At 27.5% G+C, this 18,133-nt stretch carries 21 protein-coding genes; 10 read left to right on the top strand and 11 right to left on the bottom strand.

Annotated elements, in window-relative coordinates; genetic code table 4:
- Nucleotides 1–24 precede the first annotated feature (24 nt).
- From rpsK to secY, 7 genes are all read right to left on the bottom strand, one after another.
- Nucleotides 25–414, bottom strand: a complete 390-nt coding sequence (gene rpsK, locus N9R85_RS00450) for a 30S ribosomal protein S11 (protein ID WP_174893071.1) — start codon at nucleotides 412–414, stop codon at nucleotides 25–27.
- 2 nt (nucleotides 415–416) lie between these two features.
- Nucleotides 417–785: a 30S ribosomal protein S13 gene (gene rpsM / locus N9R85_RS00455; protein ID WP_205852284.1), complete on the bottom strand. Its 369-nt coding sequence runs from the start codon at nucleotides 783–785 to the stop codon at nucleotides 417–419.
- A 19-nt stretch (nucleotides 786–804) separates the two neighbouring features.
- A complete protein-coding gene (gene rpmJ / locus N9R85_RS00460) occupies nucleotides 805–918 on the bottom strand; it encodes a 50S ribosomal protein L36 (RefSeq protein WP_174893073.1) in 114 nt (37 codons plus the stop codon).
- 17 nt (nucleotides 919–935) lie between these two features.
- Nucleotides 936–1,151, bottom strand: coding sequence for a translation initiation factor IF-1 (gene infA, locus N9R85_RS00465; RefSeq protein WP_174893074.1), 216 nt, complete (start codon nucleotides 1,149–1,151; stop codon nucleotides 936–938).
- A 1-nt stretch (nucleotide 1,152) separates the two neighbouring features.
- Nucleotides 1,153–1,899, bottom strand: a complete 747-nt coding sequence (gene map / locus N9R85_RS00470; RefSeq protein ID WP_262858117.1) for a type I methionyl aminopeptidase — start codon at nucleotides 1,897–1,899, stop codon at nucleotides 1,153–1,155.
- A 61-nt stretch (nucleotides 1,900–1,960) separates the two neighbouring features.
- Nucleotides 1,961–2,599, bottom strand: a complete 639-nt coding sequence (locus tag N9R85_RS00475) for an adenylate kinase family protein (RefSeq protein WP_262858118.1) — start codon at nucleotides 2,597–2,599, stop codon at nucleotides 1,961–1,963.
- Complete coding sequence (gene secY / locus N9R85_RS00480) at nucleotides 2,593–4,008, bottom strand: preprotein translocase subunit SecY (protein WP_262858119.1); 1,416 nt, start codon at nucleotides 4,006–4,008, stop codon at nucleotides 2,593–2,595. The genes N9R85_RS00475 and secY overlap by 7 nt, the downstream gene beginning before the upstream one ends.
- A gap of 236 nt (nucleotides 4,009–4,244) precedes the next feature.
- On the opposite strand from secY, the gene N9R85_RS00485 reads away from it, so the two are divergent.
- Genes N9R85_RS00485 through N9R85_RS00520 form a run of 8 tightly spaced genes read left to right on the top strand, consistent with a single transcriptional unit; the run spans nucleotide 4,245 to nucleotide 10,368 of the window.
- A complete protein-coding gene (locus tag N9R85_RS00485; RefSeq protein ID WP_262858120.1) occupies nucleotides 4,245–4,778 on the top strand; it encodes a tRNA (cytidine(34)-2'-O)-methyltransferase in 534 nt (177 codons plus the stop codon).
- On the top strand, nucleotides 4,765–5,487 hold the full coding sequence (locus N9R85_RS00490) for a TrmH family RNA methyltransferase (RefSeq protein ID WP_262858121.1): 723 nt from the start codon (nucleotides 4,765–4,767) through the stop codon (nucleotides 5,485–5,487). The genes N9R85_RS00485 and N9R85_RS00490 overlap by 14 nt, the downstream gene beginning before the upstream one ends.
- Nucleotides 5,488–5,490: 3 nt before the next feature.
- The gene (locus N9R85_RS00495) at nucleotides 5,491–5,769 is read left to right on the top strand and encodes a hypothetical protein (protein ID WP_262858122.1); all 279 of its coding nucleotides are present in this window, start codon (nucleotides 5,491–5,493) and stop codon (nucleotides 5,767–5,769) included.
- Nucleotides 5,762–6,616, top strand: a complete 855-nt coding sequence (gene ylqF, locus N9R85_RS00500; protein ID WP_262858123.1) for a ribosome biogenesis GTPase YlqF — start codon at nucleotides 5,762–5,764, stop codon at nucleotides 6,614–6,616. Before N9R85_RS00495 ends, ylqF begins: the two co-directional genes overlap by 8 nt.
- 28 nt (nucleotides 6,617–6,644) lie before the next feature.
- Nucleotides 6,645–7,001 carry a YigZ family protein gene (locus N9R85_RS00505; RefSeq protein WP_396888731.1) on the top strand — a complete coding sequence of 119 codons (357 nt, stop codon included), beginning with the start codon at nucleotides 6,645–6,647 and terminating at the stop codon, nucleotides 6,999–7,001.
- Nucleotides 6,994–8,364, top strand: coding sequence for a M17 family metallopeptidase (locus N9R85_RS00510; RefSeq protein WP_262858124.1), 1,371 nt, complete (start codon nucleotides 6,994–6,996; stop codon nucleotides 8,362–8,364). The genes N9R85_RS00505 and N9R85_RS00510 overlap by 8 nt, the downstream gene beginning before the upstream one ends.
- Before the next feature lie 53 nt (nucleotides 8,365–8,417).
- On the top strand, nucleotides 8,418–9,797 hold the full coding sequence (locus N9R85_RS00515) for a M17 family metallopeptidase (RefSeq protein WP_262858125.1): 1,380 nt from the start codon (nucleotides 8,418–8,420) through the stop codon (nucleotides 9,795–9,797).
- A gap of 7 nt (nucleotides 9,798–9,804) precedes the next feature.
- Complete coding sequence (locus tag N9R85_RS00520; protein WP_262858126.1) at nucleotides 9,805–10,368, top strand: hypothetical protein; 564 nt, start codon at nucleotides 9,805–9,807, stop codon at nucleotides 10,366–10,368.
- Between the two features lie 200 nt (nucleotides 10,369–10,568).
- Here N9R85_RS00520 and fusA read toward each other — a convergent pair whose 3' ends face one another.
- From fusA to rpsL, 3 genes are read right to left on the bottom strand one after another with little or no spacing between them, the layout of a single operon-like run.
- Nucleotides 10,569–12,659, bottom strand: a complete 2,091-nt coding sequence (gene fusA, locus N9R85_RS00525) for an elongation factor G (RefSeq protein WP_262858127.1) — start codon at nucleotides 12,657–12,659, stop codon at nucleotides 10,569–10,571.
- A 24-nt stretch (nucleotides 12,660–12,683) separates the two neighbouring features.
- Complete coding sequence (gene rpsG / locus N9R85_RS00530) at nucleotides 12,684–13,154, bottom strand: 30S ribosomal protein S7 (RefSeq protein ID WP_174893085.1); 471 nt, start codon at nucleotides 13,152–13,154, stop codon at nucleotides 12,684–12,686.
- Between the two features lie 39 nt (nucleotides 13,155–13,193).
- Nucleotides 13,194–13,607, bottom strand: a complete 414-nt coding sequence (gene rpsL, locus N9R85_RS00535) for a 30S ribosomal protein S12 (RefSeq protein WP_174893086.1) — start codon at nucleotides 13,605–13,607, stop codon at nucleotides 13,194–13,196.
- A gap of 312 nt (nucleotides 13,608–13,919) precedes the next feature.
- On the opposite strand from rpsL, the gene N9R85_RS00540 reads away from it, so the two are divergent.
- Nucleotides 13,920–17,015 carry a S41 family peptidase gene (locus N9R85_RS00540; RefSeq protein ID WP_262858128.1) on the top strand — a complete coding sequence of 1,032 codons (3,096 nt, stop codon included), beginning with the start codon at nucleotides 13,920–13,922 and terminating at the stop codon, nucleotides 17,013–17,015.
- A 90-nt stretch (nucleotides 17,016–17,105) separates the two neighbouring features.
- Entirely contained in the window at nucleotides 17,106–17,405 is a 300-nt protein-coding gene (locus N9R85_RS00545; protein ID WP_262858129.1) for a hypothetical protein, read from the top strand.
- 211 nt (nucleotides 17,406–17,616) lie between these two features.
- Here N9R85_RS00545 and N9R85_RS00550 read toward each other — a convergent pair whose 3' ends face one another.
- Nucleotides 17,617–18,111, bottom strand: coding sequence for a hypothetical protein (locus tag N9R85_RS00550; RefSeq protein WP_262858130.1), 495 nt, complete (start codon nucleotides 18,109–18,111; stop codon nucleotides 17,617–17,619).
- Nucleotides 18,112–18,133 lie beyond the last annotated feature (22 nt).

The following is an 18,133-nucleotide window of genomic DNA, read 5'->3' on the forward strand; positions in this document are numbered from 1 at the left end:
CTTTCCTTTTAAACTTGGTTTAAATTATTTTTTTGCACGTTCACGTTTTAAAATTCTTTTTGGTGGTCTTGTACCGTTGTGTGGAACTGGTGTTACATCTTTAACTTCAGTAACTGTAATTCCAGCAACTTCGATTTGTTTTCTAGCTGCATCTTTACCAGCACCTAAACCTTTTAATTCAACTTTAACTGTTTTAATTCCGTGTTCTTTAGCAGCTTCTGCTGCTGCTTGAGCTGCTAAACCAGCAGCATAAGGAGTTTTTTTCTTAGTTCCTTTGTAACCGATGCTTCCTGCAGAAGATCAAGCAATAACATTACCATTTTCATCAGCAAATGTAACAATGGTATTTTGGTTTGTAGAATGTATGTGTGCTACACCACTAACAATATTTTTCTTTTTAGTTTTACGAGCCATTATTATTTACCTTTCTTTCCTGCTACTGTTTTTCTTGGACCTTTACGTGTACGTGCATTTTTTTGTGTAGATTGTCCACGTACTGGTAAACCTTTACGGTGTCTTATACCACGGTAGCTTTTGATTTCCATTAAACGTTTAATGTTTAATGTTACTTCTCTACGTAAATCACCTTCTGTTACATAATTTTTAGCGATTTCACGAATTTTAGATAATTGATCTTCATGTAAGTCTTTTACTCTTGCGTTTTCATCAATTCCTGCTTGTGCACAAATTTCTTGTGCTGTTGATTTACCAATTCCATATATGTATGTAAGCGATATAACAACACGTTTATCGTTAGGAATTTCAACGTTTAAAATTCTAGCCATATTTTCCCTTTCTTAAATATTAACCTTGTCTTTGTTTGTGTTTTGGTTGAACACAAATTACACGGTTAATTCCTCTACGTTTGATAATTTTACAATCTTTACAGATTTTTTTAACACTTGCTCTAACTTTCATTTTGTATCTCCTCGATTTTATTTATGACGATACACAATGCGACCTTGAGTTAAGTCGTAAGGACTCATTTCAACATCAACTGTATCACCTGGTAAAATTCTAATATGATTAACTCTCATTTTTCCAGAAATGTGAGCTTTAATTGTTAAACCATTTTCAAGTTCAACAGTATATAAATCTGTTGTATGAGCTTCTTTTACAACAGCTTTTATTTTTAATCCGTCTTTAGCCAAATTAAATTCCTTTCGTAAGAATAACACCTTTTCCATTTTTAATTAAAACAGTGTGTTCATAATGAGCTGTATTAGTACCATCTTCACTAACGACTGTTCACCCATCATTTTTAATATAAATATTTTTTGATTGAGTTATCATAGGTTCAATACAAATAACCATTCCATCTTTTAATAATGGACCAGTACCTGCATGTCCTGAATTAAAAACATCTGGATCTTGGTGTAATTTTTTACCAATACCATGACCACAAAATTCGGATGGTGTATATAATTTATTTTTTTTAATGTAACGTCCTATTGCATAAGATATATCTCCTACACGTGCTCCTGGTTTGATAGCTGCGACACCCGCTTCAAAAGCGCCCTTAGCTACATTAATTAATTTTTGGTCTATTTCTGATATTTTGCCAACACCTTTTGTGAAAGCACTATCACTATGATAACCTTCTCAAATACATCCAAGATCGACGCTAACTAAATCGCCTTCTTTTACGACTCTTTTAGAAGGAATACCATGGATCAATTCTTCATTTACAGATATACAAGCTGTAGCAGGAAAACCATATAACCCTTTAAAGGATAATTTTGCTCCCCTTTTTTTAATTTCTTTACAAGCTAATTGATCAATCTCTTCTAAAGAAACTCCTGGTCTTATGAAGTCTCAAAGTATTTGTTTTACTTCCGCCAAGATTTGACAACTTTTAGTAATTTTTTTTATTTCATTTTCTTTTAAAATTTGAATCATAAATTCTCCTTAAATGTATAAAAAATATAGATACCAAAAGTATCTAAATTTTAACAAAATTTTATAAAATTCCAAGTACTTTTTTTGCTACTTGTTCTGGAGTTAAACTTCCATCAACTACTTTTAATTCATTCATCCCTATATAGTAGTCTAATAACGGTTTTGTTTGTTCTTGGTAAATTTTTAATCTATTTACTATTTTTTCTTCAGTATCATCATTTCTTATTATCAAGTCAGCACCATCTAAGTCACATTTTCCTGCTACTTTACTTGGTTTAAATTTAATATGGTAACCTGTTCCGCACTTAGAGCATGTTCTTCTTCCGCCAAGACGTTCTAAAACGACGTCCTGAGTAACTCTTATTTCAACTACATCAAACTCGAATTCTTTTAAACTCTTTAAATACTCAGCTTGTTGCACTGTTCTTGGATAACCATCTAAAATAAAATATTTACCTTCATTTTTTAATTTGCTTATAGCATTAAATACTATTTCATTGGTTATTTCGTCTGGAACATATCCTCCAGAATTAACATATTCTTGAACTTTTAATCCTAATGTTGTTTTATTCTTTATTTCTGTTCTAAAAATATTACCAGTTGATAAATGAACTAAATTAGTTTCTTTTGTTATTAACTCCGCTACTGTACCTTTTCCAGCACCAGGTTGACCCATAAAAATTAAATTTTTTGTTATCACAATAATCCTTCATCTACATTGTTTACATCGTTAATATCATTAATATCTCTCGATAGACGTTTTGCTTTTGCTAAACGCATTGTTTTTCTTCTTGCTTTAAGTTGATCTAAAGTTTCAATGCTTGTAGAAACTAAAATCATTAACCCTGTACCACCAAAAGCAATACTTTGAGGAAGAATACCTGCCATTATTTGTACAAATTGCATACTTCCTAAAATCAATAAATAAATTGAAGAAAATACACTTAATCTAAAAACTGTACCTATTAAATAATCTTGAGTTTCTTCTCCTGGTCTAAGACCAGGTATAAAAGTTGAATTTTTTGTAAAATCTTCGGCTATTTTATCTACTTTAGATTGTTGAATTCCCATTAATAAAGAAAATACTCAAACAATAACAACTAATAAAGTAAATCCTACAGGTTGTGTAAATTGAAGATTAGTATTAATTCATTGTTTTGCAATACTTGTCTCAGGAAGCAAGTTAGCAATCATGGTCGGGAATGATAAAACCATCATAGCAAAAATAATTGGCATAATTCCTGCTGGATTAACTTTAATAGGTAATTTCCCCATTTCCTTACGGTTTCTTGAACGCCCTGCTCCAACTTGTTGAATTGGAATATGACGTTCCGCTACATAAAATATAGCAATTATCAAAATGGTTAATAGATAAACACTAAAATATGTAACTACATCAATTATCCCGGTCATAACACCACTCGAACCGTTACCACCAATATAATATTCAACAGCATTTTTAAATTGATATGGTAATCTAGCAGCTATACCAGTAAAAATAATTAAACTAGTTCCGTTTCCTATACCTTTGTTAGTTATTTGTTCAGAAATAAATAATGCAACCAAAGATGCAGATGTTAAAATAATTGGAATTATAAAGTATATTAGAGTAGATTCACTCAAAATATCTGTTCCAACAATTTCAATAAAACCTCTTGTTCCTTGTGCTGATAATGATTTAACTAAAAAAACAGCCTGAGGGTAAGCTATAACCAAAGTAACTAAACGAGTAATGATATTTATTTTTCTACGACCTTGCGGACCACTTTGGCTTAATTTATGAATCGGCAGAAAAATTTTAGATTGCAAAATCATCATAATCAATGATGCATTAATAAATGGACTTATCCCTAATGCAAAAAGTGAAAATTGTCTTAAACCTCCACCACCTATTAAATTTAAAGTATTTAAAAATGAATTTTCTGAAAGTTGATTTTGATTTTGAATTCTAATAAAAGGAGCTGTAAGAGAAGTTCCTAAAATAAAAATAATCAAAAATAATAATGTAAAAATTCCTTTTTTTAGTAATTCTTTTGTTTTTCAAAAAGAAATTCATGATTTTGAAAAGGTTCTAAAACCACGTCTTATATATAATATTAAACTATCCAATGTTACCTCTTTTTTGTATTTTAATTATATAAAATTTTTCTATTTTTACAATTATTAAATTTAGTCAATATATTTCCGTAAATAACCTCTATTAATATTTTTTTATATAAAAAATTAAAATCTAAATTTAAATTTAGTAAAAAGAAGATTTAAAACACATAATATCATATATTTTTATGCACTAAAAATAATAAAAAATATATAATTAAAATAATATATTAATAAAAGGAGAAAAAATGATTAATATTGTACTTTACCAACCTGAAATTTTTCCAAATACAGGTAATATTATTAGAACTTGTTTTGCTTTAGGTATGAAATTGCACATCATCAAACCAACGAGTTTTGATTTGCACCCAAAATATTTAAAAAGATACGGGGCAGGCAGAATGCTTTCTGATATTAGACATGAAATACACTCATCTTATGAAGAATTTGCAAAAAAATATCATGATAAAAACATTTACTATATAACAAGATATGGATTAAAAAATTATACTGAAGTAAATTATAAAAATGCATTTAACCAAAATAAAGAAATTTGATTAATGTTTGGTAGAGAATCAACTGGTATTGACAAAAAAATTTTAAAAAATAATATTGATAATTGTTTAAGAATACCTATGGTTTCTGCAATGAGATCAATTAATTTAGCAAATTGTGTTTCTATCCTAGGATTTGAAGTTATGAGACAATTAGACTTTAAAGACTTATCATTATTTGAAGTAGAAAAAGGGAAAGATTTTCTAATTGAGAATGATTTTAAGTAGTAGACAAAATCCTAAAATTAAATTTTTAAAAAAATTACTTGATAAAAAATACAGAAGAGAAAATAATAAATTTTTAGTTTTTGGTTACCATTTAGTAGAGGAAGCTAAAAATGCTGGAATCATTGAAGAAATTTTTGAAATACCTGGAAGTGAAAAATATAAAAATTCAACATTAATTGAAAAACATTTAATAGACTATATCTCGCCAACAAAAACCACTCAACCTATTTTTGCTATATGTAATAGTAAAAAAATTAGAAATATTAAAAAAAATAAAGTAATTTTGCTAAATAATGTTCAAGATCCAGGAAATATTGGGACTATCTTCAGGTTAGCAAAAGCTTTTGATTTTGACACTGTTATAGTAGAAAATACAGATCCTTACAATGATAAAATAATACGTTCATCACAAGGAGCAATGTTTTCAATAAATATAATAGAAACCAAAAATGGTTTAAGTACACTTGAAAAATTTAAGAAAAATGGATTTAAAATTTATGGAACACTTTTAGATAAAAAATCAACAAAACTCAATGATACACCTTTTGATAATGAAAATATAGTTGTTATTTTTGGAAACGAAGGAAGTGGAATTGAAAAAAATATGATCAATTTACTTGATCAAAAAGTGTATATACCAATTAGTTTTGAAAGTTTAAATGTATCTATGAGTGCTGCGATAATTTTAAATAAAATAAGAAATGGATAAATAATGAACAAAAAAAATAATTTTAAGATTTTAGAGTATATCCAAAATGTCAATATTCCAATAACATTAAAAGGTTATAGTACTTTTGAAATTGATAAACTATTAGAAAAAATTTATTCAGAAATTAGTATTTTGTTAAAAGACTTGGAAATTGAACAAAAGCAAAAAGAAGAATTAGAAAAAGAATTAACTAAAATTCAAACAAAAAAAGAACAATTAGAATTCGATTTAATCAGATTAAAAACACAATTATCTGATATTAAAAAAGGAAAAAATGAATAACGAAAACGAAAAAGAATATAATAATTTAATTAACTGATATCCTGGACACATGGCAAAAGGGATTCGAGAAATAAAAGAAAACGCAACACTTGCAGATATTTTTATTGTTGTATTAGATGCAAGATGTCCAATTAGCTCCTATAATGAAGATTTTGATAAAATTGCTCCTCAAAAACAAAGATTATTCATAATAACCAAAAGTGATTTAATGGATCAAAGTAAAAAAGATGCAATTACAAAAAGATTTAAAGGTGAACATATTCTTTGATTAGATTTAAGAAAAAATAAATCAAAGAATATAATTTTAAAAAAACTTAAATCAATGAGCCAAGAGCGAATCGAAAGAAACAAATCAAAAGGTCTAATACAAACAAAAATAAAATCATTTGTTGTTGGCATACCAAATTGCGGTAAATCTACTTTAATAAACTTAGTTTCTCCAACTTCAAAATTAAAGGTAGCAAATTATCCTGGTGTTACAACTAAACAAAAATGAGTTGTCAATGGAGAATTTTTATTTTTAGACACGCCAGGTATATTACTGCCTAAATTTCACGACCAGGAAGTTGCTATTAAGTTACTAGCAATCGGTTCAATTAAAAGCGAAAATTTTGGTAGAGAATTTGTTGCTACAAAAATTTGAGCACTTTTATCAAAATACTATCCAAACATAATTGAAAATTGAGGACTAAAACCTTCTTTTGACGATAAAGAAATTTATTCATTATTTCACGATTATGCAATCAAATTTAATTTTTATAAAGAAAAAGGTAAACTAGATTTAGAAAAAGCGCAAAATCATTTTATACAATTTGTGAAAAATATGTCAGGCGTAACTTTTGATTAAACCAATTTTTTAGCCAATTACATACGAAATTAAGAAATCTAGTTTTATTTCTTATATTTTTAGGTTTGATTCAAAAACAGAATTAAAAAATATCTTAAACCAATTAAAAAAGGAACATAAAAAATCAAGACATATTTGTTATAGTTATATAATAAATAATGATGGTGTCGAATCAGGAGGTTTTAGTGATGATGGTGAGCCTAAAAACACTGCTGGTAAACCCATGTTTGAACTAATGCGGATAAAAAATATTTCGAATGTATTAGTTATCGTGGTTAGATATTTCGGAGGCATAAAACTAGGTGCCGGCGGACTAATTAAAGCATATAGAATATCTAGCTCGCAAGCAATAGACAAATATTTAAAGGAGATAAAAAATGATTAAATTAATCAAAAAAAATACAAGTAAAAATCAAGTTTTAAAACCTGCATTTGAAGGAAAAGAATTCCCTAAATTTATAACAAAGAAAAATTTTGCTTTAACTGAAGACTTAGAAAGCAAAATTTCATACGTGTTTTTTGATAAAGAACACCAAACAGTAGATACTTTAGCTGATTTTGTATTAAATTTTGCATCTTCACACAAAAGAAGTTATGAAATTTCATTATCAGACTTTTTAGGTGTGTACGAAATGAAAACACTTTTAAGAACTTTTATTCTTAAAACATATTTTGCAAAAGCAAAATTATTTAAAAAATCTATAGAAACAGAAAAAGAAGAAAAAGAAAAATTATTCTTAATTTTAGACGAAGAATCTCAAAAAGAATTCGCTTCACTAAATAAAAAACTTTTTGTGTTGGCTGAAAATATTCAAAAAACAAGAAATTTACAAATTATGCCAGAAAACTTTTTAAATTCTGAACAATTAGCTTCAGAAATCACAAAGGATTTTAGTGGTATTCCCGATTTAACAATTGATGTTTTAACTAAAAAAGAAATACAAGAATTAGGAATGGGTCTATTATTATCAGTGAATAAAGGAAGCACACATGAACCAAGAGTTGTTGTAGTTAAATATAATGGTAATCCTAAATCTAAAGAAAGCATTTCAATAGTCGGAAAAGGAATTACTTTTGACACAGGTGGAGTAAACACAAAAGGTTACTACATGGACGGTATGAAATATGATATGTCAGGTTCTGTAATTAGTGCCTATGCAGTAAAAACATTAGCTCAATTACAAGCTAAAGTTAACGTTTCTGCAATTATGGCAATAACAGATAATAGAATCAACTCAGATGCATCATTACCTGAGAATGTTTATCGTTCAATGAGTGGTAAATGAGTAGAAGTAGTCGATACAGACGCTGAAGGTCGTTTAGTTTTAGCTGATGGAATTTACTATGCAGCAGAAAAATTAAAACCTACAACAATTATTGATGTTGCTACATTGACTGGATCTATTTTAACAGCTTTAGGTAACGTTTATACAGGTATCTGAAGTACAAATGATGAAAAATGAGAAAAATTTGAATCTGCTTCTAAAGAAGCTAACGAAAAAGTTTGAAGAATGCCACTTCATGAAGATTACAATAAAGGAAATAAAGGATCAAAAGTTGCTGATTTAGCTAACTGATCAAAAGCAGTTCGTCCAGATTCAAGTCAGGCAGCAATGTTCTTAAAAGAATTTACAAAAGATATTGATTTTATTCATTGTGATGTTGCTGGTACAGCAGATAGAAGCGGAGAACCTCAAGGTGAATTAATTTCAACATTGGTTGAATTTGCACTAAAATATCAAAATTAATACAAAAAGTTGTAAAATTTAAACTATATATTAAATATCAGAAAGGAAATATTATGAAAATTAATTTAATAGATAATAAAAGAAATGATTCTATATTATTAAGTGCCATTTTTAAAGGCGAAGAATATCCAAAATCATTAATAGAAAAAAATTCAGTAGTTACTGATTATTTCAATGAAAACAAATCATTTGTTTTCTTAGGTAAAAAAGAAGACTTAAAGTTTTCTACACTATACAATTTTGCAAAAGGATTATTTACAAATTTAGGACGTGATTTACAAATTAACTTAGATACATTTGTTACAGAAAAAGTTAGTTTAGTAGAGGTTGTTAAAGCTTTTGCAGAAGCATATTCATATGTAACCGCAGAAATTTACAATGCCAAAACAAATAAAAAAGATGACAAATTTAACGTAAGTTTATTAAGTGAAAAAGCAACAGAAAAAGAAATAGAACAATTAAACAAATCAAATATTCTTTTAGAAGCTGTTAACTTTGCAAGAAACTTACAAATTACACCTCCAAACATTTTAAATTCTGAAGAATTAGCAAAAAGAGTCCAAGAAGACTTAGCTCAATACGATAACTTAAAAGTAACAGTTTTAAATAAATCACAAATTGAAGAATTAGGAATGGGATTATTACTTTCAGTTAACCGTGGAAGTATGTTCGAACCTAGAGTTGTAGTTATTGAATACAATGGAAATCCTGATTCAAAAGAAAAAACTGTTTATGTAGGTAAAGGTATTACATTCGATAGTGGTGGTTACTCACTTAAACCAGGTCGTTCAATGTTAGGGATGAAATTTGATATGTCAGGTTCAGCATTTGTTGCTAGTGCTTTAAAAGCAATTGCACAATTAAAACCAAAAACAAATGTTGCTGCTGTTATGGCTATTACAGATAACAGAGTTAACGGTGATGCTTCATTACCTGATTCAGTTTGAACAAGTATGAACGGTAAAACAGTTGAAATTAATAACACAGATGCTGAAGGTCGTTTGGTAATGGCTGATGGATTAACATATGCTGTTAGAAACTTAAAAGCAACAAGATTAGTTGATGTTGCTACACTTACAGGTGCTATAGTTGTTGCTTTAGGAAGCACATACACAGGTGTTTGAGCAACTTCAGAACAAGCATGAAAAGAATTAAAAGATGCTTCTGACGCACAAAACGAATTAGTATGAAGAATGCCTCTTGACGAAGCATACGCAAAAGAAATCAAAAACTCTCCAGTTGCCGACTTAAAAAATACAGATTTAAGCGGTGCTGGAGCAGGTAGTTCTTCAGCTGCTATGTTCTTAAAAGAATTTACAGAAGGTGTTGAATACATTCACTTAGATGTTGCTGGTACAGCAGATATAGGTGGTAGACCAACTGGTGTTATGGTTAAAACATTAGTTCAATTAGCGTTAAATTCTAAAAAATAATTTAACAATGAAGAAATCAAAGAATGCTTTTGAATTAGAAATCGAGTTTAATGCTTTTGAATTAGAATCAAGAAATACATTATCATACGTTAATGATATGATAATTGATAAAATAATAAAAAAAAGTGATAAAAATGGTCTATGTTCTTTCATTATATCAAAATGATATAGAATAAAATATGACCGATCATTTGATATAATTAAAATTTTATTTTATTGTATTCATATTGGAATCTTATCTTACTTACTAGTTATGATTTTTTTCTTAGATTTAGGTAACATTTGAAAATTTTTTAATAATTTTTTTATTGCTCCAATAATTGGTATATATATTAATAAAGTGATATCTATCGTAACCTCGTCAAAATGAGTTAAAGAAAATAAAATAAATATAATTAAATATATCTTAAAGAAAAATATAATTAATGTTGAAATTAAATTTGATAATAATTTAAAAAAACAATTGAATGATGTTAAAAAATTTATTGATACATTACAAGAAAACATAAATAAAAAATATGGCTTCGATTCTATAGGAGAACTGAATATAAAAATAAAAGATGATGTGTAAAACATTTAAGACAAACTCCGCAAATTAAAAAACAAATTAATAATACACATACATTAACATAAAAATATTAATCAAAACTATATATCAAGTGCAAAATTTAAGTACTTGGTATTTTTATTATATCTTAGTTGTTTCTAACTTTTTTGGATGCGAAATTATAAAGCAAAAAATCAAACCCTTTAAGGCTTGATTTTTAACTTTTAATCTTCGTCTTTGTTTTGAATATTTCTTCTCTTAATTATTTCGTCTGAAATACTTTTTGGAGTTTTTTCATAGTGATCAAATTGCATTTGGTATGTTCCACGTCCGCTTGTCATAGATCTAAGTTCTGTTGAGTAACCGAACATTTCTGAAAGAGGAACTGCCGCTTTAACAACAACTGCACCATCTGATCTTTGTTCTTGATCATTAACAAGACCTCTACGACGTGATAAATCACCGATAACATCTCCCATGTGGTCAGAAGGAACAACAACTGAAACGTCCATAATTGGTTCTAATAGTACTGTACCAATTTGATCTTTTGCTTTTGTAAGAGCTTTAGAAGCTGCTATTTTATAAGCCATTTCAGATGAATCGACATCATGGTATGATCCGTCAAATAATGTAGCTCTCATATCGATCATTGGGTAACCAGCTAAAATACCAACAGACATTTTTTCTTCAAGTCCTTTTTGAATTGACTTAATGTATTCTTTAGGAATTTTACCACCAACGATTTTATCAACGAATTCAAATCCACCATCTGGGTTTGGTTCGAATTTAATTCATACGTGTCCGTATTGACCTTTACCACCAGATTGTTTGATGTGTTTTCCTTCAACATCAGCTGATTTTGTAATTGTTTCACGGTATGAAACTTGAGGAGCACCAACTTTAGCTTGTACACCAAATTCACGTTTTAAACGATCAACAATAATATCTAAGTGAAGTTCACCCATACCAGCAATAATTGTTTGACCTGTTTCTTCGTCTGTGTATGTTCTAAATGTAGGATCCTCTGCTGCTAATTTTTGAAGTCCTAATGATAATTTTTCTGTAGCTGCTTTTGATTCTGGTTCAAGAGCTTGAGAAATAACTGGTTCTGGGAAAACCATTTTTTCAAGAACTATTTTTGTTGCTTTTTCGTCTACTAATGTATCACCTGTTGTTGTATATTTAAGACCAACAGCGGCAGCAATATCTCCTGCACGACATTCATCGATTTCAACACGGCTATTTGCGTGCATTTGAAGAATACGACCAATACGTTCTTTTTGTCCTTTTGTTGAGTTAAATACATAACTTCCTTTGTTTAATACTCCACGGTACACACGGAAGAATGTAAGCGAACCAACGAATGGGTCATTCATAACTTTGAATGCTAAAGCTGCGAAATCACCTTCATCTTTAGCTTCAACACTAACTTCTTGATCTTCGTAATGAGCTTTAATAGCTGGAATATCTGTAGGTGAAGGTAAATAATCAATAACAGCATCGATCATTTTCTTAACACCTTTGTTTTTAAATGATGTCCCTAAAACTACCGGGAAGAATTCTGAACTTAATGTTGCTTTTCTGATTGCTGATTTAAATTCATCGATTGTAACTTCTTCACCTTCAAGAACTTTCATCATTAATTCTTCATCAAAAGCTGAAGCTGCTTCTAATAATTCTTGACGTTTAATTTCAACTACGTCTTTTAATTCTTCTGGAATTTCAGTTGGAAATTCTTCTTCTGCTTGTTCACCGTTGTATGTAAACGCTTGACGTGTAACAAGATCGATAATTCCTTTAAAGTGCGCTTCAGCACCAATTGGTCATTGAATAGCAACTGCGTTTCCACCTAAACGTTGTTTAACTGATGCTACTGAAGCTGCAAAATCTGCTCCAGCTTTATCCATTTTGTTAACGTAAACAATACGTGGAACTTTATAGTTTGTTGCTTGTCTTCAAACTGTTTCTGTTTGAGGTTCAACCCCTGATTGTGCATCAAGTACGGCAACCGCACCATCTAATACACGTAATGAACGCTCAACTTCAACTGTGAAGTCAACGTGACCTGGAGTATCGATAATATTTACTCTGTGTCCTTTTCAAAATGCTGTTGTAGCAGCTGATGTAATTGTAATACCACGTTCTTTTTCTTGGTCCATTCAGTCCATTTGTGAACCACCATCATGTGTTTCACCAATTTTATGAATTTTACCTGTGTGGTATAAAATTCTTTCTGTTGTTGTTGTTTTTCCTGCATCAATGTGAGCCATAATACCGATATTACGGTATTTACTTAATTCGTAATCTCTAGCCATATTATTTAAAAAGTAAAGTTTACACTATCATCTGAAGTGTGCAAATGCACGGTTTGCTTCAGCCATTTTATGTGTATCTTCACGTTTTTTAATAGCTCCACCTGTTTTGTTTGATGCATCGATGATTTCATTTGCTAAACGAACATCCATTGTTTTTTCATTTCTAAGTCTAGCATATTGCACTAATCATCTAAGTGCTAATGTTTGCTTTCTACGTGTAGGAACTTCAGTAGGAACTTGGTAGTTTGTTCCACCGATTCTTCTTGTACGAATTTCTAATTGAGGAGTAATGTTTTCAACTGCTGCTAAAAACACTTCCATTGGTTCTTTTTCTGTTTTCTTTTTAATGATTTCAAAAGCTGAATATAAAATATCTTGAGCTATTGATTTTTTTCCGTCAAGCATAATTTGATTAATTAACTTTGTAACTACTACTGAGTTAAAAACTGGATCTGCAAGTACTTCACGGATAGGTGCTGATTTTTTTCTTGACATAAAGTCCTCCTTAATATTTATAAATTTAATTAATTATGCTTATTTTTTAGCTTTTTTTGTTCCGTATAAACTACGACCTTGGTTACGTTTAGCAACTCCGGCAGCATCTTGTGTTCCACGAACGATGTGGTATCTAACCCCAGGTAAATCTTTAACACGACCACCACGAATTAAAACAACAGAGTGTTCTTGTAAGTTGTGTCCTTCTCCTGGGATGTATGCTGTAACTTCCATTGTATTTGATAACTTAACACGAGCATATTTACGTAAAGCTGAGTTAGGTTTTTTAGGTGTCATTGTTGCAACACGAGTACATACACCACGTTTAAATGGTGAAGCCATTTTTTTAGATTTTTTAATAAGTGAATTGTAGCTTAAGCTTAATGCAGGCGCATTTTGCTTTTTAATTTTTGAACTACGACCACTTGAAACTAATTGATTTGTTGTTGGCATTGTCTGCTTCCTTTCTTTAAATATAATTTTTTAATGTAATTTGTTCAACTATAAAATATAGCTTAATTATTATACCAAACAACATAGCCGTGTGTATCATATTTTTATTTTTTTTATGCCTATATTATAGTAATAAAAGTTATTTTTAACTTATTTTTTGAAATAAAATTTAATTAAAATTGAATTTTTTATTTTTTAAAATATAACTTGTTTTCCTAAAAAAATAAACATAAAAGACTAAAAAAATATAAAAAAATGAAAATTTATTATAATTTAGCAGTTTTAATTTAAAAAAATGAATTGAAGGAAAATATGAATAAAAAATATAAATTTATTTTAGGAACTTTAGTTAGTTATTTACCGATAGTTACTATAACATCATGTGCTAATAATAAACATGAAGACCCAAAACAGGATAAAGAACGGGATAATACAAATAAGTTTCCGAACGAAAATAAAAAAGAAGAATTAAAGAAAGATAACATTTTAAATCAAGAAGATAAAATAGATTCTAATAATAACAAAACTCAAAATAGCAAAAATATTCATTCAAAGTCAAATAAAAATAATCAAAATAATATCAATGAAGATGATAACAATAATACCAACCCTAAAACAAAAGAACAAAATGACAAATTTTTGATATTAAAAGATATTAAAAGAAAATTCAAAAATGAAATCTTAAAATATGAAAATAATGGTGAAAAATTTAGTATTTTAAAAAATGATGCAAAAAATGCTATAGATAATATAAATAAAATACTTGAAAAAGAAGATGAATCAAACAAAAAAATTCAAGAAGAAATAAGCAAATATAACTCATTATATGAGATTTTAAATCAAAAATCAGATAACATTCAATTAATTTTTGATTTAGAACAATTAAGTAGTGTTATCAAAGAAAATAATGATAAATATGAAAATAATAATAATAAAATAGAATTAGACGGCTTAAATTCTAAAATAAATGAAAATAAAATTTTTATTTTTAACGACAATAATAATTTACAAGCCATAAAAGAAAAAAATACACAATTATATAACTTAAAAACAGAGTATATATTAAAAAATAAAGAAAGAATTAACGAAATAAAAACTAAAAACTCAGCCCTTTATAAATATATAGTCACAAAAGAACATGCAGAAGCGTTATTGAATTATTTGAAAAATACATCCACAAATTCTTTTGAAAATGTAAGAAATAAATTTAATGAAATTACGAATAAATCCAGTTCTGACTTCAGTAATAAAATAAACCTATTAAAAAAATTAGTAGATGATGAAAAAGTAAAAATTAATAATGCACAAAAAGAAAATGCAAAAAATCTTAATTTAGATCATAAAAGCAAATCATTTACAAATTACTTTGAAGGTTATAACTTTTCAACAAAAAATATATCAACATATAATGAGAAAAACGAAAAAGTTATTTATGTTGGGTTGTTAGATATGATTTTTAATCTTGATGGCCTTTTTAAGAATAAAGGGTTAAATGTCATCAAAAAAGATAAAATTATTGAATATTCTTTACCTAATAACGAAAAAATAAAAATAGATTTGGAAAGAAATACGTTTTCAGCTACTAATGCTAATTTTTGAAATTTTACAAAAGAAAATGATTCTTTAGACCCGAACATTCATTTAGATATTTATAAAAACAAAAAGATAGTTAAAGGTAAAGAATGAGTGGAATATTCATTAGCAGATGCTAATTTTAAATTTATAGATATAAATAATGATATTTTAATACCTTTACCTATATTTAATATACTTTTTGCAAATCCTAACTACTATAATTTATTTTTAAATAATGATAATATTATTGGCTTTGACACTATATACCAAAAATACCAAGATAAATCAAATAAAATATCTTATATTAGTTCAAATCAAGACCAAAAGGATAGACAATATAACTTTAACACGCTAAAATTTTTAATGAATAATTTTTATGGCTTAAAATATAAGAAATTCAAAGACAAAAAATGAGAAGAAACAATAAGCGAATATCAAAAACAATTAATTTTATCAACCGAAGTAACTAAAAATAATTATGGTTATATCGATGCATTACAAAATAACTTATCAGATAGACATACAGTTGTGAGAAACTTTTCATTCTATAATAGTAATTTTAGAGAAAGTGATGAATCACTAAATAAAATTAGTAGGTATGGCGGTCAAAATACAAATTTTAACAACTCTTTACTAAGTACTATATTTTTATACGAACAAAAATCTAAATATTTAGAATTGCAAAATAAAAGCGAATATTCAGACATAAGAATAGAAGGTAATACAGCTTTTTTAACAACATACGGATTTGATTTTAAAGAAAATAACAGTACATTTAATTTTTACAAAGAAAAACTTAATCAAATAAAAAATGATAACAATGCCAAAAGTGAGGAAGAAAAAATTAAAAATATAGTAATAGACTTAGCAACCAACGGTGGTGGCGAAACAATTTCATTATTTAAAGCATTAAGTTTTCTAACTAATAAACCTATTTATGACTACCAAATTAATAAAAATGACGGCTCTATACTTCTTAATTACTATAATGTTGATAATAATGATGATAAATATTTTTCAGATAAAGATAGTTTTCAAGATGATTTTAAATTCTATATTTTAACATCTAATAGCACTTTTTCGGCAGCTAATATTATGGCTCACATAGCTAAAGATAATAACTTAGCTACAATAATTGGTAATAATTCGGGTGGTGGAGCTTTTTCTGTTTTACCAACATCATTGCCAGATGGAACTTCATTGTTTATTTCATCAGTAAATGGTTCATTTTCTAATAAAGACAATAATCAAAATATAACTAATATTAATGATTTAACGGATGTTGAAGAACCAGCGATCCCACAAATAAAAATAGATTATAAAGATTTTTATGACTTGAAATTTATCGATAAATTATTAACAGACAAAAAAGATAATAACCCTATTTCACAATTGCCTAACTTCGCATTAGAAAAAGAAAAAAATAATTGAGGTTTTAGTACAAAAAACCTTGAAGAACAAAAAAGTTTAATAGATTCTGAGTTTGAAAAAATTCAAGAAAGTAATTTAAATATCACTAACAGCAATGACATTTACACTTTTATCAATAATTTCCAAGCCAATGAACTAGATTCTGAAACCAAACAAAGCAAAAACGAGTTACAACAAACATTATCAAGCGTTAAACAAAAAATAAAATTAATGTTAAATAAATTAAATGTAAATGAAAATCAATGAGTAGATCAGATCGAAAATAGTTACGGATTCTTTTTGAGAGCGAAAGATGATAATACGCTTGAATTAACTATTATGCTTACAAATTTAAATGAATCATTACTTTCAAGACCATTGACAATTCAATTTAATAAAATAAATAATAAAGAAGCATCATAACAACTAGTTATGATGTTTTGTTTATAGCATAAATAAATAATATAAAAGACAAGATAATATATAATTTTTATATATCAAAGGAGAGAAATTATGTTTGATAAAAATAAAAATTATTCAAAAAAAGATTTAAAAAACTTAGTGGTATCTAAAAATTTAATGATAACTACATTAGTAATTATTCCTATTTTAAGTTTTTTTGTAGGAGCAATTTTAAATATTGGCGCTAACTTAAACGGATTTTCTAGAGAAAGTTCAGAAGGTTGACTAATTTTCATTATAATATTTGGTATTTTATTTTTGATAGCTTACTTAGTCATTATTATTCTACAAATATATTTTATAAGTCCTAAAATGATTGAATTAAGCGGTACTTATAATAGGTATTTTTAACCCGCCAGTTTACGTTTTTGCAGCCACTTACTTTTTAATTAAAGCAACACCTATAATTAAAACTTACGTAAATAAAGAAGAAGTTCAAAAAGAAGAAACAACAATAATTGAAGAATAAAAATAAATTTTAAATATACAAAAACCTCCAAATTCAGGTAAGATTTGGAGGTTTTGTTATATATTATTCTTTTACAATAATTTTATGATGAAATTATGAAGGCATATCACAACCATTAAATGGATGAAAATTAAAATCTAATTTTTCTATTATTTCCATCTTTGAATTATCTATACTATTTAACAAATCAACTAACAATAAAACGTCTCTAGTCGAACCATCTAAATGTGTGATTCTAAAAATTTGTTTAGCTAAAGTTAAAACTTTTTCTCTTAATTCTTCATCGTTAAGAGTTGAAAATAATTTTTTATTTTCGACTAATACTTTACTAATATCATTTTTTTGACTTGAAGCATTATTATCGGCTAAGTATTTCATCAAATAAAAAGAAAAGTCGTAAGCTACTTTTAAAAATCTATCATTTCTTGTGTAAAAACTTTGAGTTAATTGTTCATAATCTTGATAAGTATTATCAATATACTTTTTAAATACTTTTCTTAAAGCGTCGTAAACAGAGATAACATCAACAGATCAAGAGTTGATATCATATTTATTTTCTTTTAGTTCTTTGTATGTTGTAAAAATCATAAAAACTCCTTTTTAGGTTTAT

It is taken from the genome of Mycoplasma sp. CSL7503-lung, from assembly GCF_025515455.1.
In the GTDB taxonomy this organism is placed as follows: domain Bacteria; phylum Bacillota_I; class Bacilli_A; order Mycoplasmatales; family Metamycoplasmataceae; genus Mycoplasmopsis.